The following is a 26,421-nucleotide window of genomic DNA, read 5'->3' on the forward strand; positions in this document are numbered from 1 at the left end:
TTCCATCTTATTTCCCCACTACCTGAATCACGATCAGGATCATCAGCAATACCACTACACCGAGTGACATACTTGATGCGTATTCACGCAATGAACCTGTTTGACGTGAGCTGGTGAAGCTATGACCACCTTTAACAATGGCAGGAAGCACTAACCACAGGCCGTCAATCGGATCACGACCTAAAATTTTCGCGATAAGCAAATATGGTTGTACAAATACGATGTTATACAACGCATCAAAACCAAGTGCATTACGGCAGATATTGGCAAGACCGGCACCCAATGAAGTACGGGCAAAACCTTTCACTGCATTATAAGCAAAGACAAATAATACGATACCTACCACAAGACCAGCCAATGCAATACCCACAGCGGTATATTCAGCACCATGTACACCTGCTTCAAGCGCTTCAGGAATAACAAAAGCTGGGATATTGGCTTTGGTTAATGCAGCTTCTACTGGTGCTTTCAAGAAGTAAGCCAAGCCAGTTGAAAGTACCGCCAAGATACCCAACGGAGCCCAATAAGTTGCACCTTTGATTTCGTGATAAGGCGTGTTTTCTTTACCAAAGAATACAACCCAGATTAAACGGAATGTATAGATTGACGTTAAGAATGCACCCGCAACACCTGTCCAGTATAAGCAATTATATATAGGAAGATTTGCAATGTGGCTTTGTGCCCAAACTGCACCAAGGATGGCATCTTTCGAGAAGAAGCCGATGGTCAAGAATGGAATGGCTGCCAATGCACCACCACCAATCGCGAAGCAGGCAAACAGGAATTTGTTATGTTTGAACAAGCCACCCATTTTGAAGATGTTTTGTTCGTGATGGTAAGCCAGAATCACCGCACCAGAAGACAAGAACAATAATGCCTTAAAGAATGCATGTGAAAGCATGTGGAACAGACCCGCTTGGTATGCTTCAGCACCTACAGCCATAAACATATAACCGAGCTGACTCATGGTTGAGTAAGCAAGAATACGTTTGATGTCGGTTTGAACCAATGCAGCAAAACCAGCCACAATCAATGTTACCGCACCAGTGATCGAGATGAACATCATCACTTCTGGTGTCATTTCAAACACCGAGAACATACGGCAGCACAGGTAAACACCAGCAGTAACCATTGTTGCAGCATGGATCAACGCAGAAACAGGTGTAGGACCTGCCATTGCGTCTGCCAACCATGTTTGTAATGGAATTTGCGCAGATTTACCGGCAGCACCCAGGAACAACATTAATGATGTCCAGATCGCAAGTGAATGATCACCCGCTAATACTTGCGGTGCATTGGCAACGATTGTACCGATATGCAAAGTACCGAATTGTTGGAAAATCAGGAACAATGCAATCAGCAAGAATACGTCACCAATACGGGTTACGGTAAATGCCTTGATTGCTGCAAAACCATTTTCCGGGTTTTGATAGTAGTAACCAATCAGCAAGTAAGAGCAAAGACCTACGCCTTCCCAACCCAGGAACAATAACGCCAGGTTATCGCCAAGAACGAGCAGCAACATGCTGGCAACGAACAGGTTGAAGTAAGAGAAGAAACGTGCGAAGTCTTCTTCACCGCGCATGTACCATGATGCAAAGATATGGATCAAGAAGCCCACACCTGTGATCATGCCGGTCATGAGTAATGACAGACCGTCTAAATGCAGGCTCATGCCCGGTGCAAAACCACCGACATTGAACCAGGTCCAAAGATGTTGAACCTGAGCTACTGAACCATTGTCTACAAAGCCCATGCCAGCAATCAGTGCAAATAAAGCAGATAAACCGACTGAACCCACACCAATAATAGCTGCCACATTTTCAGGAAGCTTATTGCGCCCCGCCGCCAAGAGGACAAAACCAATGAGCGGAAATAAAATTGTTAAATATAAATAACTCATCCGCGCATCTCACTAGCAGCATCCACATCCAAATGATGGAAGCGATGGTAGAACTGAAGGACGATCGCAAGACCAATACAAGCCTCTGCAGCTGCAAGGGTCAAGATCAGGATGAACATGATTTGTCCATCTGGCTGTAACCATGCACTACCTGCAAGAACGAACGCAAGCGCCGCTGCGTTCATCATGATTTCAAGGCTCATCAACATAAATAGTAGGTTGCGTCGCACCATTACACCGTAAAAACCCAGTGCAAAAAGAATGGTTGCAACGATTAAACCGTGTTCTAAAGGAATGTTGCCCATTATTCTTTTTCCTCTTTTGCACTTGGTTCACGTTTACCTAAGTGGAATGCTGCAACGAGGGCTGCAAGCAATAACATTGCGGCAACTTCTACCAATAGTAAGTAGTGAGTAAAGAGCGCTGTACCTACAGCTTTAGGTCCCACAACTTTAGTGCCCATTACCAGACCTGCGGTTGTGTAATCCGAACCAAGCATCCAGACAAGCACCAGGCCCATCAGGAAACTCATCAATGCTGGATATGCCCATGCAGATGAAGTCAGCCATTTACGTTCCTGTTCAACCGTATGTTGACCAAGATTCAGCATCATCACCACAAACACGAACAACACCATGATCGCGCCGGCATAAACAATAATTTCTAGTGCGCCAGCGAATGGCGCACCAACGATCATGAACATCCCTGCCACAGCAAGGAGGGACACGATCAGGCTTAATAAAGCATGCACAGGATTCGCGTTAGTCACCACACGAACCGTAGAAACAATGGCCACAAGTGCCATCAAATAAAATGGCCACATCATGGTAATAAGCTCCGTACGTCAACTGGTGCACTTTCACGTTGTGCCTGACCTTTATCTTTACCTGCCACTGCCATACCGGTTACACGGTAGAAGTTATAGTCAGGATATTTACCAGGACCTGAAATGAGCAGGTTCTCTTTTTCGTAGACCAAGTCTTGACGAACGTATTCACTTAACTCGAAATCTGGTGTCATTTGAATCGCTGTCGTTGGACAAGCTTCTTCACACATACCGCAGAAAATACAACGCGAGAAGTTGATACGGAAAAACTCCGGATACCAGCGACCATCTTCTTTTTCTGCTTTCTGTAAAGAAATACAGCCCACAGGACAAGCAACCGCACACAGGTTACATGCCACGCAGCGTTCTTCACCATCTGGGTCACGTGTCAATACAATACGACCACGGAAACGCGGCGGAACAATTTGTTCAGCTGGCACTTCTGGATAAAGAATAGTGTCACGTTTACGTGTCACGTGGCTGAACACCATCCACAATGAACGTACGATTGACCCGAATCCAGCTAGAATTTTATACATTTTGTACTCCCTGCTGTCCTAGGCCTGATTCATCAGAATCACAGCACCAGTCACCAACAAGTTGACCAACGCCAATGGCAAACAAATTTTCCAACCAAAGTTCATCACTTGATCGTAACGTGGACGCATTAACGAACCACGAGCCAAGACAAACATCATCACAAAGAATGCTGTTTTGATAATGAACCAGAATACTGGTGGAATAAATGGAATTTCTAGGTTAAATGGTGCTAACCAACCGCCAAAGAATAAAGTGACGATCAATGCTGAAATAAGAACTACGTTGACATATTCCGCAACGAAGAACATACCCCATTTCATACCGCCGTATTCGACGTGATAACCTTCCGCCAATTCTTGCTCAGCTTCCGGTTGGTCAAATGGATGACGGTGCGTTACTGCAACACCTGCAACAATAAAGATAATGAAACCCAAGAATTGTGGAATCACAAACCATACATCGCGTTGTGCTTCAACAATTTCACGCATGTTGAATGAACCGGCAATTGCCACCACACCCATCAGCGAGATCCCCAGGAACACTTCATAAGAAATGGTTTGAGCTGCAGAACGCAGACCACCCAATAATGCATATTTGTTATTTGAAGACCAGCCACCGAATAGCACGGCATATACCGCGATACCAGCCATTGCCATAAAGAACAACAGGCCGATGCTCATGTCTGCTACGCCCATTGTCGGACTTACAGGAATCACCATGAACGAAAGTACCGCAGTTGCCATGGCAACTGCAGGTGCTAAACGGAAAGTCAGCTTATCGGCAAACTTAGGCGTCCAGTCTTCCTTGAACATGATTTTCAGCATGTCGGCAACGATCTGGAACATCCCCCCGGGACCAACACGGTTTGGACCGTAACGGTCTTGCCATAACGCAAGTAAACGGCGTTCGATGAATGACATCAACGCAGCGACAAGCACCACTACAAGCAAGATCACAATCGCTTGAATCACAGAATAAGCGATTGGCCAGTTCTCAGCCCATAGCGGTGTTTGACGTATAATTTCTTGATTCATGAATTACACTCCTACCGCGACGGATACAGGCTCTGCAAGTGATACCGTTGGTGCAAGACCAACTGGATAACCGATATAACCTGTCGGCAAATATTCGATCACTTGAACTGGAAGGCTGATTGTCGCCTCACCTGCTTTCACAGTAATTTTTTGACCATCTTGAACGTTTAGACGCGCAGCATCCTGTTCACCTACTGCAAACATGGCTTCAGGAATACGTGATTCCATGGCCGGAGTTTTCACCGTAAATTCACCAGAAGCGAAGATATGATGCATTGGCACTAAACGGAAGCTTTCAGCATTTGCAAGTACTGCTGCTGGAGCAACGAAAGTACGTGCAGGGCGTTTAGCCAAACGATCAAATAAACGAATACCCGAATCACCACCTTTTAGGTGACCACCCACGTGATCCTGGAATTTGTTCCAGGCTTGTGGAGAGTTCCAACCTGCAGACCATGCAAATGGAACTAGTGAAGATGGGGTTTCATTACCCACATAACCTTCCATAGAGAACGTTAATGCAGAATCGACATCGATTGGCTGTTTAGGTTCATGAACAGACAATGGTGCACGCATAGAGGTACGACCAGAGTAACGACGCGGTTCACGCGCAATCTTCAAGCCATGGACACGGTAACCTGCATCTGGTGCTACATCCTGAATGGCTTCAAGTGCCGGAACATTTTTCACTACAGATTCAATGACATCATCCAGCAAGGTCCAGGAAATCGCTTTGCCTTTTACACCGGTTTCAATGGCATGTAACCAGCGCCAAGATTCTTTGATTGCAAGTTCCGGTTTGTAGTAGCTTGGGTCATACACCTGGTAGAAACGTTGTGCACGGCCTTCTTGAGATACCACAGTACCATCACCTTCCGCGAAGCTTGCAGCAGAAAGCACGATATCTGCTTTCTTCACAGTTTCGGTTTCAGAGTGATCAAGAACAATCACGTCTTTGCCTGCAAGTGCAGCGTTGACTTGAGCAGCAGGTAAACGACGGTAAAGGTCATTTTCCACAATGATAACAGTGTCATAATCTTGCGCAAATGCTTGCTCAAGGCTGTTACCACCGAAGATTGCAAGACCCATTGAGTTCACTTCAGGAACAGTCAAGGTCAAACCAGCATTACCCAGGTTCTGTGCCACTTGTGCAGCAGCTTCCATGATGGCAGCATCTTGTAAGCTGGTACCAGAGATGATCAATGGTTTCTTCGCCGCTTTTAAAGTGTCAGCAATGGTTTGAGCAAATGCTTTGGCATCGTCATCTAAACCAGTAACCGCTTCACCTGCAACTGCCGCAGCAACCGCAAAGCCTAAACGTGCAATATCGTTTGGAGAAGCAACCACTTCGCCAGTCGCGACGTCAGCTAAACGCGTTTGAGTCGCAGCAAGAATGTAGATTGGGGATTTTGCATCCTGACCAATACGTTGTACCGGTTCAGCCAACCATTCTTGGGTGCGGCGTTCTGCTGCCATTTCTTTGGCTTTGTTTTTCGCAGCTTGGCGAACAGATAAAGCCATACGTGGCGCAGTTTGGGTTAAATCTTCACCCAAGATGAGCACTGCATCATAACTTTCGATTTCACGCATGGTCGGGTTATAAACACCCTCGGTTTGCATGATCGATGCAGCCAACTCAACCAGGTTTTGCTCTTTTTGAGCCATACCAGTTGAGTAGTTGTCTTGACCAACAAGCTCACGCAATGCGAAGTTCGTTTCAAGCGATGCACGTGGTGAACCAATACCCAGAACTTTTTTGCCCTGAATCTTTTCAATCACGGTATCAAGCGCGGTATCCACTGAAACAGTCGTTACGTTTGCACCATCACGGAATTGTGGCTGACGTGGACGGTCTGCACGGTTCACATAACCGGTACCGAAACGGCCTTTGTCACACAGGAAGTATTGGTTTACATCGCCGTTGAAACGGTTTTCAACACGACGAAGTTCGCCATAACGTTCACCCGGAGAGATGTTACAGCCTGAAGAACAGCCTTGGCATACGCTTGGCGCATACTGCATGTCCCACTTACGGTTATAACGTTCAGAGTGAGTTTTGTCGGTGAACACACCTGTTGGACATACTTCAGTCAGGTTACCCGAGAATTCAGATTCTAAAGTGCCTGATTCTGGACGACCAAAGTACACACGTGATGCATTGGCATACACGCCAAAGTCAGTACCGCCCGCATAGTCTTTGTAGTAACGCACACAACGGTAACACGCGATACAACGGTTCATCTCGTGTGCAATAAACGAACCAAGTTCCTGATTGTAATGCGTACGTTTGGTGAAACGGTAACGACGGCGGTCGTGCTGAGTCATCACAGTCATATCTTGTAAATGACAGTGACCACCTTCTTCACAGACTGGACAGTCGTGTGGATGGTTGGTCATCAAGAATTCAACAACAGATGCACGGAAATCTTTTGCTTCTTTGTCTTCAATCGAGATGTAGGTATTGTCAGCTGCTGGCGTCATACATGACATGACTAAACGACCACGCGTATCTTCAGGATTCGCGTATTGAGTCACGGCACATTGACGGCAAGAACCGACAGAACCTAAGGATGGATGCCAACAAAAGTACGGGATATCAATGCCCAAAGATAAACATGCTTGCAGCAGGTTTTCTGAGCCATTGACTTCGTACGATTTGCCATCGACATGAATTGTAGCCATAGTCGAATTCCTTAAGCTTGTTCTACGGAGCTAACTTGAGCGGCAGCATTTACGACTTTCGCTTCAAATTCGCCACGGAAATGTTTGAGTGCGCCCATAAGCGGTTCCATTGCACCTGGAGCGTGGGCACAGAAAGTCTTACCAATCCAAAGCTTACGAGTCAGTTCTTGTAAGTGATCGATATCTTCTTTCTTGCCTGTACCATCTTCCAGTGCTTTAAGCGCTTTTACCGCCCAAGGTAAACCGTCACGGCAAGGTGTACACCAGCCACATGATTCACGCGCAAAGAATTCTTCCAAATTACGAGTCGCAGATACCATACATTGAGTTTCGTCTACCACCATCAGCAAACACGTACCTAAACGTGAACCCGCTTTCATGATGCTTTCTGCATCCATCGGCAGGTCAATGTGCTCTGCTGCCAGGAAGTCAGTCGATGCACCGCCTGGTAACCACGCTTTCAGTTTAAGACCGTCACGCATACCACCGGCATGCTCTTCAATCACTTCGCGCGCAGTGGTACCGAATGGAAGTTCCCAAAGACCTGGGAATTTCACCTTACCGGATGCACCGTAGATTTTGGTACCTGGATCTTTTGATTTACCTTCAGATAAACCCACATACCATTCTGGACCACGTAACATAATCGCAGGTAAGTTGTTGTAGGTCTCTACGTTGTTGACAATCGTAGGACGACCCCAAGCACCTGCAACTTGCGGGAATGGCGGTTTGGTACGCGGATTGGCACGGCGACCTTCAAGCGAGTTAATCAATGCAGTTTCTTCACCGCAGATATAACGACCCGCACCGGTATGCACATGCATTTCGAAGTTCCAGCCAGAACCCAGGATATTTTCACCCAGGTAACCTTTGGCACGAATTTGCTCTAATGCTTCATTCAAGTATTGAGCAGCTTCGATGTATTCACCACGGATGAAGATATAACCTTGCGTTGCTTCAAGCGTATAGCCTGCAATCAGCATACCTTCGATCAATTGATGTGGAAGTTTTTCCATCAACAAACGGTCTTTGAAAGTACCCGGTTCCATTTCATCGGCATTACAGATCAGGTAACGAGGGCCACCATCATTTGGCGCCATCAATGACCATTTAATCCCTGCTGGGAAACCTGCACCACCACGACCTTTTACAGTCGCAGCTTTAATGACTTCAAGCACTTCTTTCGGTTGCATGCCAAGGGCTTTTTTAAAGCCGGCATAACCTTCCAGCACTTCGTAATCATCAGCACTACGAACGTGTTCCTGTTTGCTCAAACGCCATGTTAATGGGTGAGTTTCTGGGTTACCGTCGCCATAAATTGGTTTTGGTTCAGTATTCATACATACTTCTCCAATAACTGTTTAATTGAAGTTACTTCAACCAAACCGTGCGTATCTTGATCAATCATCAGGGTTGGACCTTTGTCACAGTTACCCAGACAGCAGATTGGCAATAAAGTGAAACGACCATCAGCGGTGGTTTGACCAAACTGAATCCCCAATTCACGCTGGAACGCTTCTGCCAGAGTTTCCGCACCCATCAAGAAACATGCGATTGAATCACATAATAAAATTACGTGACGACCAACCGGTTGACGGTAAATACGGTTATAGAAAGTCGCAACACCTTCAAGATCTGCAACACTCATGCTAAGCATTTGAGCAATTGCATTCATTTGTGCATCGTCTACCCAACCATTACGGCGTTGTACACACTTCAGCGCATCTAAACATGCAGCACGCGGGTACGGGTAGTGACCCATGTGATGTTCAATTTCATGGATTTCTTCCGAAGTTAAAATCCCTTCAACATTCACACGTGGCTTTTTATCAGTCAAAATCATCATAATGCGTTTACCCCTTAGCGATCCACGTCAGCCATTACGACGTCAATTGTCGCTAAATAAATGATCAAGTCAGATACAAGACTGCCATTAATCACAGAAGGCATTTGCTGTAAGTGCGTGAAAGTCGGTGTACGAATACGGGTACGGTAACTCATGGTTGACTTGTCTGAAGTCAAGTAATAGTTAGACGCGCCTTTTACCACTTCTGCCATCACAGATGCTTCACCTGCAGGCATTACAGGACCCCATGACACGCTCAAGAAGTGCGTAATCAAGGTTTCGATATCTTGTAGTGTCTTATCTTTCGGTGGTGGAACAGCCAGTGGATGGTCTGCTTTGTACGCACCAGACGGCATGTTGTCTAAGCACTGCTTGATGATTTTCAGTGACTGTTCGATTTCACGGAAGTGAACCAGAACACGTGCATAAGCATCGCCTTCGTACTCAACCGGCACATCGAAATCATAGTTTTCATAACCGCTATAAGGACGGTATTTACGTACATCGAAGTCGATACCTGTCGCACGTAGACCTGTACCGGTTACACCCCAAGCCAATGCAGATTTTGCATCGTATTGCGCAACATTACGGGTACGACCGATAAACACTGAGTTTTTCAAAGCCGCAGTGTAGTACTCGTTCATACGCTTCGGCATCCAGTCCAGGATTTCGCGAATGAGGTGTTGCCAGTTGTTTGGAAGATCGTGTGCAGTACCGCCAATACGGAACCATGCAGGGTGCATACGGTAACCAGTAATTGCTTCGATGGCGTCATAGATTTTTTGACGGTCAGCGAACATATAGAATACTGGTGTCATACCGCCGGCATCTTGAATTGCAGTACCGATATACAACAAGTGGTTATTGATACGGAACAATTCGGACATCATGACACGGATACATTGCGCACGGTCAGGAACAGTGATTCCCGCCAGTTGCTCCACACCCATCACATAAGGCATGTTTTGAGCACAACCACCCAGGTAGTCAACACGGTCGGTATACGGAATGAATGAATGCCAGGTTTGACGTTCAGCCATCTTTTCCACACCACGGTGGTGATAACCGATATCAGGCACACAGTCTTTTACTTCTTCGCCGTCCAACTGCAAGATCACACGGAACGCACCGTGCGCAGATGGATGGTTAGGCCCCAGGTTCAGGAACATGAAGTCTTCATCGGCGTTACCGCGTTTTAGCCCCCAGTCTTCAGGAACGAAACGAAGGTGCTCCTGTTCAAAGTCCTGCTTGGCCTGGTTCTGCATATACGGTGTATATTCAGTGGCACGTGCAGAATATTCTTTACGCAGCGGGTGACCTTCCCAGTATGTCGGCAACAAGATACGACGGAGCATTGGATGCCCTTCGAAGTTGATACCAAACATATCGTAAGCTTCACGTTCGTACCAGTTGGCATTTGGCCAAATGTTGGTTGCTGTTGGAATGTTGAGATCACTCTCATTCAAGGCAACTTTAATACGAATGTCAGTATTACGCTCTAGCGACAACAAGTGATAGAACACAGTGAAGTCTGACGCAGGCAAACCGTCACGGTGAGTACGTAAACGCTCATCTACCGCAGACAAATCGAACAGCATCACGTAAGGACGTTCTACTTTCCGCAAGAACATTAAGACTTCTTGCACACGTGCGCGCTCAACCCAGACTGTTGGAAAGTCTTCAAAAGTCGTTTGCACAAAGAAGTTCTCACCAAATTTGGTTTTGAGCTCTTCTATAATTGCAAATGCTGGGCGTGAATCAACAGGCGTTGATTCTGGCATAGCAATGTCAGTTTCAGCCATTGGCTTGGCTTCCTATTCAATACAAATTCAGTCAACCTGAACGACAATTACACCCAGACCGGGTGCATCAATATTTTGTCGCTCGGATTATTTAATTTCATCCATAGAGCGTAAGTTTTTCACGGCAATACGTTCAGCATTCTTACGGTCACGTTCTGGCTGCATCTTTGGCTTATACACTGGCTGAAGATCATCACCAATAACCGCTGAAAGTGGACGGCGCTCTAATTGAATTTGGTCTTGTAACAACATTAATGCTTGCAATAATGCTTCAGGACGTGGCGGACAGCCCGGGATGTACACATCGACAGGGATGATTTTATCCACACCTTGTACAACCGAATAAATGTCGTACATACCGCCAGAGTTTGCACAAGCACCCATTGAAATCACCCATTTAGGCTCTAACATTTGCTCATATAAACGCTGGATTACAGGTGCCATTTTCACGAAGCAGGTCCCTGCAACGATCATTAAGTCCGCCTGACGTGGTGAAGCACGAATAACCTCGGCACCGAAACGCGACATATCATGCACACCCGTCAAAGTGGTTGCATATTCTACGTAACAGCAAGATGTACCAAAGTTAAAGGGCCATACAGAGTTTTTACGGCCCCAGTTTACAGCTGTATGCATTACATCCTCTAAACGAGTCATGAACACATTTTTATTCACTTCTTCTTCAAGCGGATCAGTAACGATTTGACGCTCTTGAAGTGGATATTGATCAGCATTCGGATTCGCACGGGTTAATGTATATTTCATTCCCGGGTTACTCCTTAGTAGATGATGTAGTCGCAGATTTTTTCACACGACCAGATGATTGAGCTGGAATTTGACCTGTAGGGTCAACAACCAACTCTTCAATAGAATTGAAGCGTGTAATGTCGGCAAGGTTCATATTTGCTGAACCCACTTTCGATTTCATCACTGCCGCTTTGAGACGATCGGTTGGTGCCCAGTTTAATGCGCCTACAGCAATCGCATAAATCAAAGCAATCAATAAATCAACTACAAAAATCACAACAGTGGTAAAACCGAACCAACCTACTTCACGAACTGATGTAGCCCATGCGTAGAGATACAATGCTTCCAGGTCAAATACCACAAAGAAAATAGCAACCAAGTAGAATTTCGCAGATAAGCGGATGCGTGCTCCACCAGCACCTACCACACCTGACTCAAATTGCTCTTGCTTTGCACGGCCCCATGATTTACCCCCAAGGAGTAAAGGAACTGTGAGCATAAAGACACAAAGAAATGTAACGCCGATCACGAAGGCAATAATTGCCCAATCGTATGGAGTAATGGCACTCATGCGGGGATAACTCCTGGCAGGCCTAATTTATTAACAAAGAATGTATGTATTGGCCTTCAAATACACCAAACACAAAATTAATCCCGTCAATTGTACCTGATTTATGATTTCACTTGCTAGCTCATAAGCCTTAGTCTTTTGGATGATTTTTTCAGCATTATCGCTTTTAATTTACATCTATTCCTTTACACAACACCTTCATCGTTTTATTTAATAAAAACAGTTATTTTTATTAAATTTTCTCACATTAAGATTTTATGAGGAAATATTGCTCACTTATTTTGCAATCCCGAAATTCAATTATTGTTGAATATTCTCTCGATTCTAAAAGTTCAGTTTATTTTGAGTATTTATTTAAAAAATGACAGGAATCACAAAAATTGATTAAATTTTCTTCCCTATCATCACGATATTAAAAATACCGCCTTTCTTTGCTTTAGAAATTACCTTATATCTTTTGCATAAGCTGCTTTATTCTTGTAGTTTTTTTGCAACACTTTGACATGCGTTTAACAGTTTGTGATATTGGTATTTAAAATTCAAAAAGCGAATAGACAGGAGAAACTATAATGACATTAAAATATGCCCATGAATCTGAATATTTCTTCTTTGCACAACTGTTAGTCCACCATGTGGAAAGATACATTGAGAAACACCCAGATGCTCAGGATGCCATTTTTGACCTGCGTGATATCTATGACCTTTTCCGCCAAGACTTTGCTGCCACCACCACCAATCTCGAAGCTATTTTAAACGTTGCGGATGAATACAAGGTCGAAACATTAAATGGGGACCAGAAATTGATTAGCCATTATGCCATAGATCCCAAAAACAATTCTTTGCTACTAGATCTTAATGCCGATGCACTCGCTAGCTTAAAACAGGGAAAAAGCCTGATTGAACCAGATGCCACCAGTCATGAATAAGACTAAAAAGCACCGAATGCGGTGCTTTTTAGTGTTCCCTATTCTTTAAAATTCTGTCTGTATGGCACCATCAACCTTAAGGACACCGGTTTTCTTTTTTGCTTTATTAAACCGCTGTACCGGCCACGACATGGTGAAACGAGCCCCGCCTAAAATCGGGCTTTGATCCACCTCAATTTTCCCACCAAACCAGTAAGCAATACGGCTCACAATGGACAAACCTAGACCATAGCCCCCTGAAGCACGGGTCCGGCTGTCATCCAGACGGGCAAAAGCTTCAAAAATGCGCTGCCGCTCTTCCTCAGGAATACCGGCACCATCGTCTTCTACCTGAACATAAGCCTGCCCCGCGTCATTGATACCACCACTGACAAGCACTTTATGATCACAGTAGCGAACCGCGTTGCCAACCAGATTTTGTACTACACGATGCAAGTAACGCCGCTCAGCATCGACCACCACACTAATAGGTGGTGCTTTGAGTTCAATTTCTTTTTGAGTTTTAAGTGCCTCGGTTTCAATCACCACCTGATCCAGCACTTCAAACAGCACGATTTTTTCAAAATCTAAAGAAGGTGTGCCCTGCTCCAGTTTTGCATAGGTCATGATTTCATCAATCAAGGTATTGAGCGCTTCAATATCTTTATCAATCTGTTCAACCTGTTGTAGGCGATACTCATAGTCATCTTCTTCGGCCAACATTTCCATACCAAAACGGATACGTGCTACAGGTGTTCGCAGTTCATGCGAAACTGCACGCATCAGCTCGCGCTGTGCTTCAATCAAACGCTGAATATGATCGGACATGCTGTTGTAATTGGTCGCCAGACTGGCCATTTCATCAGTACCATCGACCGGTAAACGCAAGGTCATGTCACCCGATTTCATACGATGCAAGGCGTAATTCACTTCACGTAAACGACGCTGCATTGGCACCAACAACCCATATACGCCAAGGCTTAACACAAATAGACTCAGTAAGGTAATGCCAGCAGCCAACTGGAAAGGCATCCAGTTAAATAAAGGTACAGGCCCTAAAACCAGCACCTCGGAAGGTGAGCTGGGCATAGGAGAAACGATCGAGATGGTGGTACCCCGAACCGAGGCATTATCACGGTACAAAATAATACTGTGATCCAAGCGAAGCCGGCCGATTTGTTCAGAATCAAGCGGCAGGTTTTGCACTTTTTCAATGGCAATCGGATAAGAAAAATTCGATTGAATTTTGGCGAGATACTCTTTTTCTTGCCCAGGGTAATACACCAGATAATCCAAAATGAAAATAGGTAAGGCTTTCATCTGGCGCTCGCCTATTTTATTCACTTTTACATACAGCAAATGCTGAGGATCATCTTTCAGACCAATAATGATATAAGCAATGGAGTTTTCTGCATCATAACGAACGACTGCTTTACGCTCTTCAATCCGTTTTCTCTCGGTACGCGATAAATCCACCTTAGCCGCATCAACATAATAGATCGGCAGCTCCAGCAAATCAGAAGCATCGGAAATCCAGTCTTTTTTCTGCTGCTCATTCGGCTGTCGGGCAATCCCTTCACTAATGATATAAGAAATACCATCGGTTAAAGATTCACGATATTCTTGCGCACGCTGATAATTGATGATTTGTACCAGCAGATAGCCAAATAAGGCAACCAAGGCCACTAAAATCACTAATCCTGCATAAATGCGCAAGAATATACTGTGTTTAAACACGTAGTTGTCCTATAAAATTAGCGAGCGGGCAGAGATTAAAGACCTGTTTCTTTAACGAAAAGATAACCTTTACTGCGTACCGTTTTAATACGTTTTGGATTTTCAGGATCATCGCCAATTTTTGGACGGATACGCGAGATACGTACGTCAATTGAACGGTCCTGACCGTCATATTCAATACCGCGCAGACGCTCAAAAATGTCTTCACGGGAAAGAATGCGACCCGCATTTGAAGCCAACAACCATAACAGGTCGTATTCCGCACTGGTAAAATCAACCAGCTCACCATTCAAGGTCACTGAACGGCCACCATTATCAATCACAAGATCATCAAATTCTATGCGTTGAGCCACTTCATCTTCAGGAGCCTTGTCGGTACGGCGCAGCAAGGCACGAATACGGGCAAGCAATACACGGGGTTGAACAGGTTTTGCGACATAGTCATCTGCCCCCATTTCCAGGCCTAAAACCTGATCCATGTCTTCAGTACGTGCTGTGAGCATTAAAATCGGCTGATGATAATGTGGACGTACTTCACGACAAATGGTCAAACCATCCGCACCCGGTAACATGACATCAAGTACCACCAAATCTGGCTGTTCAGCGATGATACGGCGGATTGCACGATTACCGTCAGGTTCTACCCCAACTTCCAATCCGTTACGGATAAGGTATTCTTGAGTCAAACGCGCAAGACGTTCATCGTCTTCAACAATTAAAATTTTAGGTAACTTTTCTTCTTGGCTCATAAAATGCCCCTTTATATGGATTAAGCTATCCTTAAAAATCCGTTGGATAGGCTTTAATATCTTCAGCAATATACACACGTTTACATTGTAAACAAGATGCTGTTCACCAAACTGATACATCAAAGTAGCATTTTGTTATATTTTTTTTAAACATTGAATTTATTGAATTTTTCATATTCTAGTAATTTTCAGGCTATTTATAGAAATATTTAGCTACAAAATGTCTATTTTTTAAACCGCCTGTCTGTTTGCACAGTTTCTGACTAGTTAGATAGCTTCTTTTAAGTTATCCACAATGTTATCTATAAGCACATTTTTTTAGCTTTGTTATGCTATGCCTTGCCTGATAAGGCTTATAGAAAAATCAATAAAAATAGCAATATTTTTACAGAGATTAATGCATGTACTAAGAAAAATATTTAGCAAAATGTCAATATTGATCTACCCTAAATTTTCCCGTATCTTGTGTTCAATTAATTTTAAAACCACTAGGTCTTGTGTTTATTCCTCAAATACTGTGGCATAAAATTTGCCCGGTTCAAACGGTCCATAAACATAAAAATAGATGACAATGGAGCTATGCTAAATGAGCGTAATCACTTCAACTCCTGGTCAACTTCAGGTGATTAAACGCACCGGTGATGTTGCCACTTTTGACGCAGAAAAAATTTCTGTAGCGATTGGTAAAGCTTTTTTGGCTGTAGAAGGCCAGCAAAGTGCAGATTCTAGCCGTATTCATGATCGTATCGAGCAACTGACTGAAATGGTGATGAATACGTTTAACCGTCGTTTACCGTCAGGCGGCACAATTCATATTGAAGAAATTCAAGACCAGGTTGAACTTGCGCTGATGCGTACTGGTGAACAAAAAGTTGCACGTGCGTATGTCATCTACCGCGAACAACGCTCTGAAGCACGCAAACAGACCGGTGCTCATCACCATCCGACTTTACAAGTGACTACTGCAAATGGTCAGCTTAAACCGCTTGACCTGGGCGCACTAGAAGCACATGTGGCAAAAGCAGCTGAAGGCCTGGAAGGTATTGACGTTAAAGCCATTGTCGATGAAACCGTAAAAAACCTCTATAACGGCGTAAAAGAGTCTGACATCGCTACAACGATGATGATGGCGACACGTACCCGTATTGAACAAGAACCAAATTATACCTATGTGACTGCACGTTTACTTCGTGACAATCTGGTTGCTACAGGTTTAGAGTTCTTGGGCCTATCTACAGACACCAACGAAGGCGATGCTTTAGAGACTTTCCTTAAGAAAGGGATCGAGCTTGATCTTCTGTCACCAGAATTATTGAATTTTGACCTTGCGAAACTGGCAGCGGCGATTCAACCAGAACGCTCAAACCAGTTCACCTACTTAGGTCTGCAAACCTTATTTGATCGTTACTTTATTCATTCAAATGGCATCCGTTTTGAATTACCGCAATTGTTCTTTATGCGCGTTTCAATGGGGCTGTCGTTAAATGAAGAAAACCGTGAAGAGCGTGCAATCGAGTTCTATAACTTATTGTCTAGCTTCGACTACATGGCCTCTACGCCGACCCTGTTCAACTCTGGTACTTTACGTCCACAGTTGTCGAGCTGCTACCTCACCACGATTGCCGATGACCTTTACAACATTTATGGTGCAATGCGTGATAATGCCATGCTGTCTAAATGGGCTGGCGGTTTAGGTAATGACTGGACGCCTGTTCGTGCCTTGAACTCATATATCAAAGGCACCAACGGTAAATCACAAGGTGTCGTACCTTTCCTTAAAGTGGCCAACGATACTGCCGTTGCGGTAAACCAGGGTGGTAAACGTAAAGGTGCAGTATGTGCATACTTAGAAACCTGGCATCTGGATATCGAAGAGTTCCTGGAACTGCGTAAAAATACCGGTGATGACCGTCGTCGTACCCATGACATGAACACAGCAAACTGGGTTCCAGACCTGTTCATGCAACGTGTATTTGAAGATGCAGAATGGACTTTGTTCACGCCATCTGAAACACCTGACCTTCATGATTTAACCGGTCAGGCATTTGCAGAACGCTATGCTTATTATGAAAGCATTGCCAAAGAAACCGACATGCTGCACAAGAAAGTGCGTGCCAAAGACTTATGGCGCAAAATGCTTTCTATGTTGTTTGAAACCGGTCACCCTTGGATCACGTTCAAAGACGTATGTAACTTGCGTTCACCACAACAACACGTAGGCGTAGTGCATTCATCTAACTTGTGTACAGAAATTACGCTAAACACAAACCAAGACGAAATTGCGGTATGTAACCTGGGTTCAATCAACCTGGTACAGCACGTTCAAGGTGGTGTGTTAGATCGTGAAAAATTGGCGCGCACTGTAAAAACAGCCGTTCGTATGCTCGATAACGTCATCGACATCAACTACTACGCAGTACCTCAAGCGAAAAATTCGAACTTGAAACACCGTCCAGTTGGTATGGGTATCATGGGCTTCCAAGATGCTTTATATGAAATGAAACTGGCTTACGGTTCTGATGAAGCTGTAGATTTTGCTGACGAATCTATGGAAGTGATCAGCTACTACGCGATTCAAACCTCTAGCGACTTGGCTGTTGAACGTGGTACTTACGAAACATTTAAAGGATCACTTTGGGATCAAGGCATCCTTCCTATTGATTCTTTAGACATCGTGGCTAAATCACGCCCAGAACGCATGTTTGAAGTAGACCGTACACAACGTTTAGACTGGGACACTTTACGTGCCAAAGTTCAAAAAGACGGTATGCGTAACTCGAACGTAATGGCGATTGCACCTACTGCGACTATTTCGAACATCTGTGGCGTATCTCAGTCGATCGAACCGACTTTCCAAAACCTGTATGTGAAATCTAACCTTTCTGGTGAATTCACAGTGATCAACCCGTACCTGGTACGTGCGTTAAAAGATCGCGGTCTTTGGGATTCAGTGATGGTCAACGACCTGAAACACTTTGAAGGTTCGGTACAAAAGATTTCTCGTATTCCTGAAGAGCTTAAAGCGATTTTCGCAACTGCGTTTGAAGTTGAACCACGCTGGATTGTAGATGCTGCATCACGCCGTCAAAAATGGATCGACCAGGCTCAGTCACTTAACCTTTACATCTCTGGTGCAAACGGTAAGAAACTTGACCTGACTTACAAAATGGCATGGTTACGTGGTCTTAAAACCACTTATTACCTCCGTGCATTGGGTGCAACTTCTGCCGAGAAATCGACCATTAATACTGGTGCATTGAATGCCGTTAAACCGGCCACTGTTGCAGCACCTGTAACTGCTGCGGTAGCGCCTGAAGTGAAAGCTGAAGAAGACGGTTTTGCTCAAGCAGCGCCAGTGCCAATGGCATGTTCAATTGACAACCCTGATTGTGAGGCTTGTCAGTAAGTTAGCCGGATTAGGAATCAACCGAGATTTATCTCTTCATTGCGAATTAGCAATGGTTGATTCTTATGAGCGGTTAGCATAAGAACTCACTTTTGCTAATTCGTTATGATTGATTCCGTAAAAGGAATAGAACATGTCGAAAAAGTTTAAAGAATTTAAAAAGAAAGTTCGCATTGTACGCAAGGAAATTCAGACTTTTTGCTTCACATGCTTATTACCCTGCTCAGTTGCAATATTGGTTTCAATAAACCAAGCGAATGAACAAAAGTTTGAAGGTATTAAACCAACTACTCAGGTAGTTGCTTGATACAAAATCCCCCTAAATCCCCCTTTTCCAAAGGGGGACTTCCGTGGAAGCAAAAGAATTCACGGAAATCCCCTCCTTTATTAAAGGAGGGGTTTGGGGAGGATTTAATATTTAACAATAAAGGAAATAAACCACCATGCTCCATATGACTCATAACTACATGTTAGGACTTGCAGTACTGGTGTTTGCCTTTATTTTCTTTTACACGCCTATGGTTTATGCGTTTTTAGCCATTCGCAAACAGCAGCGTAATCAAAATAAGTCGTGAGGATATCTGTCCTATCGAACAAGATTAGAGCAGTAGTCGGCAAAACTTAATTTTGCTTACACAATTTAAGCGTATAGTAGACATCTTCGTTTGTGAGATGTCAGATAACGGATATAAGCAACGAAGAGAGAATTGATATGTCTATCCTAAGTTGGGACGATTTCGAAGATGATTCGCAAAAACCGGCTGCACCTGAACACAAGTCTGCGCCCGTCGAACCGCAAAAAGCGGCTCATACACAGGTGGTATCTGATGCACACAACGCACCGTCGCATGTGGCAACTGCACAACCCCTTAGAGCCACTCAAAACCGAGGATCAAATCCAACCGATTCATTGGCAAGAGCATCTTCTTCCCTAGAGAACCTTGATGTTGCTCCAGGTCTGGAAGAGCTTGAAATGGGCGCGCAGCGTGTACAGGTTGATGATAAAGCAATGATCAACTGTCGTGCTGACCTGAACCAGCTGGTTCCGTTCAAATACGAATGGGCTTGGCAAAAATATCTGGACGGTTGTGCCAACCACTGGATGCCGCAAGAAGTCAACATGAACCACGACATCGCACTTTGGAAGTCTGAAAATGGCTTGACTGAAGATGAACGTACCATCGTGATGCGCTCGCTCGGTTTCTTCTCGACTGCCGATTCACTGGTTGCAAACAATCTGGTACTGGCGATTTACCGTCACATCACCAACCCTGAATGCCGTCAGTACATCTTGCGTCAAGCATTTGAAGAAGCGATTCATACTCACGCTTATCAGTACTGTATCGAGTCGCTAGGTATGGATGAAGGCGAAGTCTTCAACATGTACCGTGAAGTACCATCAGTTGCACGTAAAGCGGCTTGGGGTCTGAAATATACCCAGTCTTTAAGTGACCCTACGTTCAAAACTGGCACACCTGAAAATGACCAGATTTTGCTTCGCAACCTGATCGCGTTCTACTGTGTACTTGAAGGTATTTTCTTCTACTGTGGTTTCAGCCAGATTTTGTCTATGGGCCGTCGTAACAAGATGAACGGTGTTGCCGAGCAATTCCAGTACATCCTGCGTGATGAGTCTATGCACCTAAACTTCGGTATCGATATGATCAACCAGATCAAGATCGAAAACCCAGGTTTATGGACGACTGAATTCCAGGAAGAAATCATCCAGATGATTCTTGAAGGCACCATGCTTGAAATCGAATACGCACGTGACACCATGCCACGCGGTGTACTTGGCATGAATGCTGCGATGATGGAAGAATACCTGAAGTTCATCTGTAACCGTCGTTTAGCACAACTTGGTTTGCCTGAACAATTCGCTGGTGTGAATAACCCATTCCAGTGGATGTCGGAAATGATGGACTTGCGTAAAGAGAAGAATTTCTTCGAGACGCGTGTTACGGACTATCAGACCGGCGGTGCGTTAAGCTGGTAAGAAATATAAAAAGCGTCACGCGACACATAAGTTGTCATTTGCGACAAATAAAATGTCATTGCGCGACACATAAGTTGTCATTGAGAAAATAGAGCCAGATGGCTCTATTTTTTACTCATACTTAAATTATAGTTTCCAGATATTTATATTCTTTGGTATCTCTAGAAAAAGAAGCTTTCAAATTATTGAGTGCTATTTCACTAATATTTTCATCCAAACTTTCAATTACTTTAATAACATCTCTTAATAAAATTTCACCTGAATATTTAGTGCCATTTAAGATTTCCACAACTTCTTTATATTTCAGCCATAAATCTTCATGTATTTTACTAACTGATGTATCAGCATCTTTTAATATTTCCCTTTTCAAACCACAATATACAAACCAAGTGTTTACAATCTTTTGAGGATCAAAAATAGGATGATCCTCTAATAACTTTCTAATCAAACTTATCAAAGCATCAGCTGATAAATCACTTATATCAACCCAACTAAACATTTCTAGAAATAGCTTTTGTTTATCTCTAAAGTTACTTCCTTGTATAAGGATTTTATCAAAAATACATTTAAAACCAGTATCCTCATAATTTTCAACATCTGATTTCCCTAAATGATAATTAATTAACTCCCCCAAAAAATCAAAACGTATACTTATATCAATAATTCCAACATTAAAAAAATTTACTATATGCTCATGAAACTCATCTTCACTTAAAATGTTTTTCTCATAAAGAAATTCCAATACATTAAAAATATTTCCGGAAGATACATTTGGATTCTGTTGTTTCACTAACCAAGTTAAATATAAATCATCAGTTAATAGCAAAACACTTTCATCGTTCAAATCACAGTCGTACTTAAAGTCTTTCTCTTCATCATCAATTAATTGCAATTTTTCTATATTATTTTGAATTGCTTTTAAAATATTACCAGATATCTGACTATTAATAGATATTGACTCATGAGTAGTAAGGTTTAAATTTTTAAACACTGAAGTAATAATAGAAAATTTCGGCAATATTCTTAAAAATTCATCTAAAATATTTAACTCATTTAGAATTAATAACGATGTTTCCTCAAATAAAATAATATCTGAAATATCAATCAATTTTATGAAGTTATCTTTTTCTATCTGAGGGGCATGAACGATTCTAAACTCAAGCTCTTCATCTTTAGAACATTTTGACAATATCCAAGTGGTATAAACGTCCCTTGTATTCTGTAAAAAATATCCACGCATGGAAAAAGGTATCGGAAGCTCCCTATTTCTCAACTTTTGTTTATTACTCTCCCACACTTCTTCTAATTCTGGAGTTACACCAGTCAATTGCCTTAAAGAAGCTAATAAAGCTTCACCATCTCCCTCAATATCTATACTTGCTCTTCTAAAAGCTGTGGAATTAGGAAAGGTCTCAAAATAATTATTACATCTTGCTTGATATTCTTTAAATTGTTCAGGACTATCAAAAGGAGCATATAGAATACATAAATGCAAATAATCTCCTTCTTGTTCGCAGTTAGCTTGATCTATTAATGCTCCATATTTCAAAATTGCAGCCTTTAGCTTTTCCCCATATTCAGGTCTATTGATATAGATCGCGATAAGTCGTCTGACAATTAAAATTATACTTTGAGCATTAGTTGAATTAGCCAAGTTTTCTTCAAGAAAATCGACCACATTATCAATTAGACCAAGAGAGAGAGACAACGAAATAAAGAACTCTTGTTCTTCTCTGCCAATATCTTCTGACTTTATAACATTTTCAATAGTCTTATAAGCAATCCCAACTTTACCCTGATTTTGCAAAGCAGCAGCTTGTACTAATTTCCACTTAGAAACAGCTACACCTTTAGCTATATTTTTCTCAGCTAACTTTTCAGCTTCCTTCCACCTTTCAGTAGTAAAAAATGCTTGAGCTAAATCCAAATATTTATTCTTACTAAGTTCTCTAATATTTAGAATATGCTCAGCCAGTTCAATTATTTGATGTGCAGTTGCACTATTGTGAGGATCTAAATATGGCAATAACTGTTCTGCAATAACAAATGGCTTATCTAGCTTCACATAAGTTTCATATAAATCTTGGGCAAATTCCTTACTCCGACTTTTATCCATATTGCATGCTGAAACAAACTTTTGGATAGCAAAAAAAGCTTCACCATTGTTTAATTTTCTAACAATATTTTCATATCTTACAACTAAAGCCTTTTGAAAAGTTGCTTCAGCTATTTCAATCCCAACACAAAAAATCGCTGGCGTATTTTCTCTCGGAGAAACTAACAGAATACTTTCATATTCTCCTATTAACTCTAAACATTGTTTCGATTTTCCAAGATGATAATATGAGAGAATCTTTATGCCACACTCATCAGCATCTAGATTATCTAATTTCCCTAACAACTCAGTTGTTTTTTTATAATCTCTAGAATTAAACAATATACGAATATAATGTTTTATTATTTCTGTATGATTAGGTCTTTCGATCAGAATTTCTTCTATATGAGAACATAACTCTGAAAAATTATTAAAATAACCATAAATTAAGCAACTGATATCCATTAGCATTGATACATCACTTGGATACCCTAATTTTCTCGCAGAATCCCATGCTTTTTGTATGAATACATAAGACAACTTCATTTCTTCAATATTATATTTCGGATGCCCTGTGAATGGTAAAACTTCTCCATGTATTCCCATCTGGTTTGAAGCTTTATGAAAATATCTGCGAGCAGCTAATGCATTAAAATCATATTTTTTTCTTTCACCAATCAACTCAAGTTCAATGTTTTTTTTAATGATTTCATCGAGTTCCTTATAAAGTTCACCGATAGTACATATAGCCATTTGAGCAGTGATCTCATTTGGATGTTTTACTTTTAATAGCTCTAAACCCTCTTTCGACCTTTTAAGTAAAGCAAGCGATTTTGCTTTAATAAAACATTTAGAGAAACTTTGATCATCCAATGTATTTACTAAATTCTCAAGTTCATCATTTGAAGGCATTGAGTCTAGCTTAAATCTAGATTGCAAATATGCTAACTGATAACGATCTTTTTTATTTTTCTCATATGCCATCTTGAATTGAGCTTCTGCTTCATCAGGAGAATATTCATAAGACAACAAATTACCTTTTTGATAATAAAATTCTGCGAGCTCATGAGCCGTAAAACTATTTATTTTAACTTGCAATTGATCTAATATCTGTCTTGCATCTTTTACTCTATTATTTGATAAAAAATCAGAACATAATTTCAATTCAGTGGCCACTTCACCTGTAGGATTATCAATCCACGGAGCTTCACTTTGTTTTTCTATACTCTTCAATAGAAGAGGTTTTTCAGTTATTGCATTTGTAAATAGCTCAATACTTTCTACTGATGTTTTATTTGGTATTTGAATCTTCTTTTTTAACTCTGCTACTGCAAATTTTTCTAAAATTCTGTTTGAATAATATTCATAAACATCTAAAGAGGTATGCAAAATGTTATTCACAGGAATTCTAATAGTAATAGTACTTTGAGTTTTTAACTTATGTTGATTTGTTGAAAACCATTCTTCTTCTAACCAAAAGTAATAAATTGGGCAATTAGGTAAATCCTCTTCATTTTCACTCAAATCAACTACAGCAACCATTACTAAAGGCTCTTGTTGATGATAATTATTTAGAGTAGATACATTAAAATCATATGAAATAGAAGTTTTATCAGCACTATAAGATGGAACTGTAGTACCTTTTAATTGTAAGTAAAAAGTATATTTTACATAGTTTTCATTGGATTTTAATTGAATTGTATAATCAATACCGAAATCAGTATCACCAGCTAATGGTGTTTCAATCCAAGATTTAGGCAATTTAATACCTAAGGCTCTTGCTGCCAAACGGCCTATTTCTTGACTGCGCCCCTCTTTTGGTAGATTTTCCATATTTTTGGAATCCTATCCTGACTCTTTAAGCTTTCAATTAATAGAATAATATCAAAAACAAAAACTTAATTGAGCTTTGAATCTCCATAAAAGTAAAAGTTTTTCATATTTATAAAGTGCATACAGCCTTAATTAAATTGAGGATACAAAGTGGACTTTATTTTAGTGATTTAGAAAGTTTGTTAGCTCTACTTCTAAAATTTTTAACCAATCAATCAATTCAATAACATCAAGTCTTCTTTCTAAAATTTCAACTTTGGAAACATAGGACTGAGGTTTATTCAAACAACGCGCAAGCTCTACCTGAGTCACATTTTTGGACTCACGCAGTTCTATAAGTTTCTTAATTAGGGTCTGATACCTAGGATCGTGTATTGAGCGCATGGCTCAATATCAGTTACAATTAAAAATATCCCAAAATAGGATATTTCAACTTAACCCTATCTGTTTATGGAAATTTTTCGTTTGGAAATTTAATGAATAGTAGTTTAGGAATTCACTGTGAAGCAAAAATTTTCTGTAGCTCAAATCAACGGCATTGTTAAAAAGCATTTAGCAGGTGCAACTATCGAACAAATTTGCCAAGAATACAAAATCAGTGTGGCTACTTTCTATCGTTGGAAAGCAAGTTACATAGATATTAATGAGCAAATACTGATTCGATTAGATAAATTAGAACAAGAAAATTTAGCTCTAAAGCAAATGTATGCGGAAGAAAAACTATCTAAGCGTCTAGAAATGTAGAGCTTTTACCCCCCTATTCTTTACGATCCAATAGCTCCCATTAAAAATTTCGAATGTAAATTTCAAAGATAATTTGCATTCGATGCAGTTCACATAGCATCTTTTTTCAGAACGTTACCCCCGTCCAATAGATTTAGAACTTGTGCTTCATGCAATAAATTTGATAATGCTCTAACACTTTCCTTTCTTGTAATACCTACTTTCCCCTTATCTTCCATTGATAACAGCAGATTTATCAAAATTCTGACATTTTTCGAAAAACTATCCACAAAATTTTTACCCAATACTTTCTCTGTTGAGCTAACTAAAGAGAAGATGTTCGAATTAATTAATGAAATAAAGTGCTCACGATAATTAAAAAATGGAAGTTCAGTACACATAATAAGTAAAGTCCTATAAATAGACTGACTTAATACAGAAGTATCCTCTTCCCTTTTAACAGCTAATTTAAAAAAAATTATCTGTGCTGCCAATGCATCCAATCCAGCTAAACACTCTAGCTGGCGTAATTTTCTTTTAGATAGGGTCGTGACTAATAAACTCCCACAATCGTATTTGTTAGCTTTATAAAGAATACGTTGGACTTCCCACGATAGATTTCTAAGCTCATCATTTAACAGCGAATCAATACTAATGGAGTTATTCATGACTTGCCAAAGAGTATGTTTAAGAAGCATAGAGCTGCCTTGTACATGAGATTCTGCTTGGCCTATAAGTATAGGACTTGGAGTATGTTTACCTAAGCGATAACCTCGCCATTTATTATTATGATAAACATCACCATGCTTATTTTTATTAAAAGCATCTGGCTCAATTACTTTTTCAATTTGATAATCTGAATTTTTAGATAAATTGACCCTGATATACCAATACCATAATGAAACTCGAATGATATCTAACTCACTTCTTTTTTCCATTTGTATATTTTGCATTTTTAGTCAGTCTCAAAAAAAATCCTACTTATGATTATTTCTAATTTAAAAACAATAAATTAGAAATTTGTAT

General features: G+C 41.5%; 22 protein-coding genes. 6 read left to right on the forward strand and 16 right to left on the reverse strand.

The window, feature by feature from the left end; all coding sequences use genetic code 11:
- Window positions 1–7: 7 nt before the first annotated feature.
- From nuoL to ndhC, 11 genes are all read right to left on the reverse strand, one after another.
- The gene (nuoL, locus tag B9T38_RS06635; RefSeq protein WP_086196030.1) at window positions 8–1,903 is read right to left on the reverse strand and encodes an NADH-quinone oxidoreductase subunit L; all 1,896 of its coding nucleotides are present in this window, start codon (window positions 1,901–1,903) and stop codon (window positions 8–10) included.
- Window positions 1,900–2,208 carry an NADH-quinone oxidoreductase subunit NuoK gene (gene nuoK, locus B9T38_RS06640; protein ID WP_004651041.1) on the reverse strand — a complete coding sequence of 103 codons (309 nt, stop codon included), beginning with the start codon at window positions 2,206–2,208 and terminating at the stop codon, window positions 1,900–1,902. Before nuoK ends, nuoL begins: the two co-directional genes overlap by 4 nt.
- Entirely contained in the window at window positions 2,208–2,726 is a 519-nt protein-coding gene (gene nuoJ / locus B9T38_RS06645) for an NADH-quinone oxidoreductase subunit J (RefSeq protein ID WP_171263195.1), read from the reverse strand. The genes nuoK and nuoJ overlap by 1 nt, the downstream gene beginning before the upstream one ends.
- Window positions 2,726–3,268 carry an NADH-quinone oxidoreductase subunit NuoI gene (gene nuoI, locus B9T38_RS06650; RefSeq protein WP_086196032.1) on the reverse strand — a complete coding sequence of 181 codons (543 nt, stop codon included), beginning with the start codon at window positions 3,266–3,268 and terminating at the stop codon, window positions 2,726–2,728. The genes nuoJ and nuoI overlap by 1 nt, the downstream gene beginning before the upstream one ends.
- 18 nt (window positions 3,269–3,286) lie before the next feature.
- Window positions 3,287–4,303 (reverse strand): NADH-quinone oxidoreductase subunit NuoH, encoded by a 1,017-nt coding sequence (nuoH, locus tag B9T38_RS06655; protein WP_086196033.1) that lies wholly within the window; start codon window positions 4,301–4,303, stop codon window positions 3,287–3,289.
- Window positions 4,304–4,306: 3 nt separating this feature from the next.
- Window positions 4,307–6,985, reverse strand: coding sequence for an NADH-quinone oxidoreductase subunit NuoG (gene nuoG, locus B9T38_RS06660; protein WP_086196034.1), 2,679 nt, complete (start codon window positions 6,983–6,985; stop codon window positions 4,307–4,309).
- 11 nt (window positions 6,986–6,996) lie between these two features.
- Complete coding sequence (gene nuoF / locus B9T38_RS06665) at window positions 6,997–8,325, reverse strand: NADH-quinone oxidoreductase subunit NuoF (RefSeq protein ID WP_086196035.1); 1,329 nt, start codon at window positions 8,323–8,325, stop codon at window positions 6,997–6,999.
- Window positions 8,322–8,831, reverse strand: coding sequence for an NADH-quinone oxidoreductase subunit NuoE (nuoE, locus tag B9T38_RS06670; RefSeq protein WP_086196036.1), 510 nt, complete (start codon window positions 8,829–8,831; stop codon window positions 8,322–8,324). Before nuoE ends, nuoF begins: the two co-directional genes overlap by 4 nt.
- Window positions 8,832–8,845: 14 nt before the next feature.
- The gene (nuoC, locus tag B9T38_RS06675; protein WP_086196037.1) at window positions 8,846–10,633 is read right to left on the reverse strand and encodes an NADH-quinone oxidoreductase subunit C/D; all 1,788 of its coding nucleotides are present in this window, start codon (window positions 10,631–10,633) and stop codon (window positions 8,846–8,848) included.
- Window positions 10,634–10,720: 87 nt separating this feature from the next.
- Window positions 10,721–11,398, reverse strand: coding sequence for a NuoB/complex I 20 kDa subunit family protein (locus B9T38_RS06680; RefSeq protein WP_086196038.1), 678 nt, complete (start codon window positions 11,396–11,398; stop codon window positions 10,721–10,723).
- Between the two features lie 7 nt (window positions 11,399–11,405).
- On the reverse strand, window positions 11,406–11,951 hold the full coding sequence (ndhC, locus tag B9T38_RS06685; protein ID WP_086196039.1) for an NADH-quinone oxidoreductase subunit A: 546 nt from the start codon (window positions 11,949–11,951) through the stop codon (window positions 11,406–11,408).
- Between the two features lie 569 nt (window positions 11,952–12,520).
- Between ndhC and B9T38_RS06690 the strand changes: the two genes are divergently transcribed.
- Window positions 12,521–12,877 (forward strand): hypothetical protein, encoded by a 357-nt coding sequence (locus tag B9T38_RS06690; RefSeq protein ID WP_086196040.1) that lies wholly within the window; start codon window positions 12,521–12,523, stop codon window positions 12,875–12,877.
- A gap of 45 nt (window positions 12,878–12,922) precedes the next feature.
- Here B9T38_RS06690 and bfmS read toward each other — a convergent pair whose 3' ends face one another.
- Both bfmS and bfmR read right to left on the reverse strand, forming a co-directional pair.
- The gene (bfmS, locus tag B9T38_RS06695) at window positions 12,923–14,593 is read right to left on the reverse strand and encodes a sensor histidine kinase BfmS (RefSeq protein ID WP_086196041.1); all 1,671 of its coding nucleotides are present in this window, start codon (window positions 14,591–14,593) and stop codon (window positions 12,923–12,925) included.
- 35 nt (window positions 14,594–14,628) lie between these two features.
- Entirely contained in the window at window positions 14,629–15,342 is a 714-nt protein-coding gene (gene bfmR / locus B9T38_RS06700; RefSeq protein WP_086196042.1) for a response regulator transcription factor BfmR, read from the reverse strand.
- 586 nt (window positions 15,343–15,928) lie between these two features.
- Between bfmR and B9T38_RS06705 the strand changes: the two genes are divergently transcribed.
- The 4 genes from B9T38_RS06705 (at window position 15,929) to B9T38_RS06715 (ending at window position 20,744) form a co-directional block, all read left to right on the forward strand.
- Complete coding sequence (locus tag B9T38_RS06705; protein ID WP_086196043.1) at window positions 15,929–18,748, forward strand: ribonucleoside-diphosphate reductase subunit alpha; 2,820 nt, start codon at window positions 15,929–15,931, stop codon at window positions 18,746–18,748.
- A gap of 133 nt (window positions 18,749–18,881) precedes the next feature.
- Window positions 18,882–19,055 (forward strand): hypothetical protein, encoded by a 174-nt coding sequence (locus B9T38_RS16750; RefSeq protein ID WP_171263189.1) that lies wholly within the window; start codon window positions 18,882–18,884, stop codon window positions 19,053–19,055.
- Between the two features lie 136 nt (window positions 19,056–19,191).
- Entirely contained in the window at window positions 19,192–19,323 is a 132-nt protein-coding gene (locus B9T38_RS06710; protein WP_086196044.1) for a preprotein translocase subunit YajC, read from the forward strand.
- Between the two features lie 137 nt (window positions 19,324–19,460).
- A complete protein-coding gene (locus tag B9T38_RS06715; RefSeq protein ID WP_086196045.1) occupies window positions 19,461–20,744 on the forward strand; it encodes a ribonucleotide-diphosphate reductase subunit beta in 1,284 nt (427 codons plus the stop codon).
- Window positions 20,745–20,865: 121 nt separating this feature from the next.
- Here the strand turns inward: B9T38_RS06715 and B9T38_RS06720 are convergent, their stop codons facing one another.
- Both B9T38_RS06720 and B9T38_RS06725 read right to left on the reverse strand, forming a co-directional pair.
- Window positions 20,866–24,672: a DUF4365 domain-containing protein gene (locus B9T38_RS06720; RefSeq protein ID WP_086196046.1), complete on the reverse strand. Its 3,807-nt coding sequence runs from the start codon at window positions 24,670–24,672 to the stop codon at window positions 20,866–20,868.
- 162 nt (window positions 24,673–24,834) lie between these two features.
- Window positions 24,835–25,056 carry a helix-turn-helix domain-containing protein gene (locus tag B9T38_RS06725; RefSeq protein WP_086196047.1) on the reverse strand — a complete coding sequence of 74 codons (222 nt, stop codon included), beginning with the start codon at window positions 25,054–25,056 and terminating at the stop codon, window positions 24,835–24,837.
- A gap of 117 nt (window positions 25,057–25,173) precedes the next feature.
- On the opposite strand from B9T38_RS06725, the gene B9T38_RS06730 reads away from it, so the two are divergent.
- The gene (locus tag B9T38_RS06730) at window positions 25,174–25,416 is read left to right on the forward strand and encodes a transposase (RefSeq protein WP_086196048.1); all 243 of its coding nucleotides are present in this window, start codon (window positions 25,174–25,176) and stop codon (window positions 25,414–25,416) included.
- 89 nt (window positions 25,417–25,505) lie between these two features.
- Here B9T38_RS06730 and B9T38_RS06735 read toward each other — a convergent pair whose 3' ends face one another.
- Window positions 25,506–26,348: a hypothetical protein gene (locus B9T38_RS06735; protein WP_086196049.1), complete on the reverse strand. Its 843-nt coding sequence runs from the start codon at window positions 26,346–26,348 to the stop codon at window positions 25,506–25,508.
- Window positions 26,349–26,421 lie beyond the last annotated feature (73 nt).

Source organism: Acinetobacter sp. ANC 4218 (genome assembly GCF_002135245.1).
Classification (GTDB): Bacteria; Pseudomonadota; Gammaproteobacteria; order Pseudomonadales; family Moraxellaceae; genus Acinetobacter.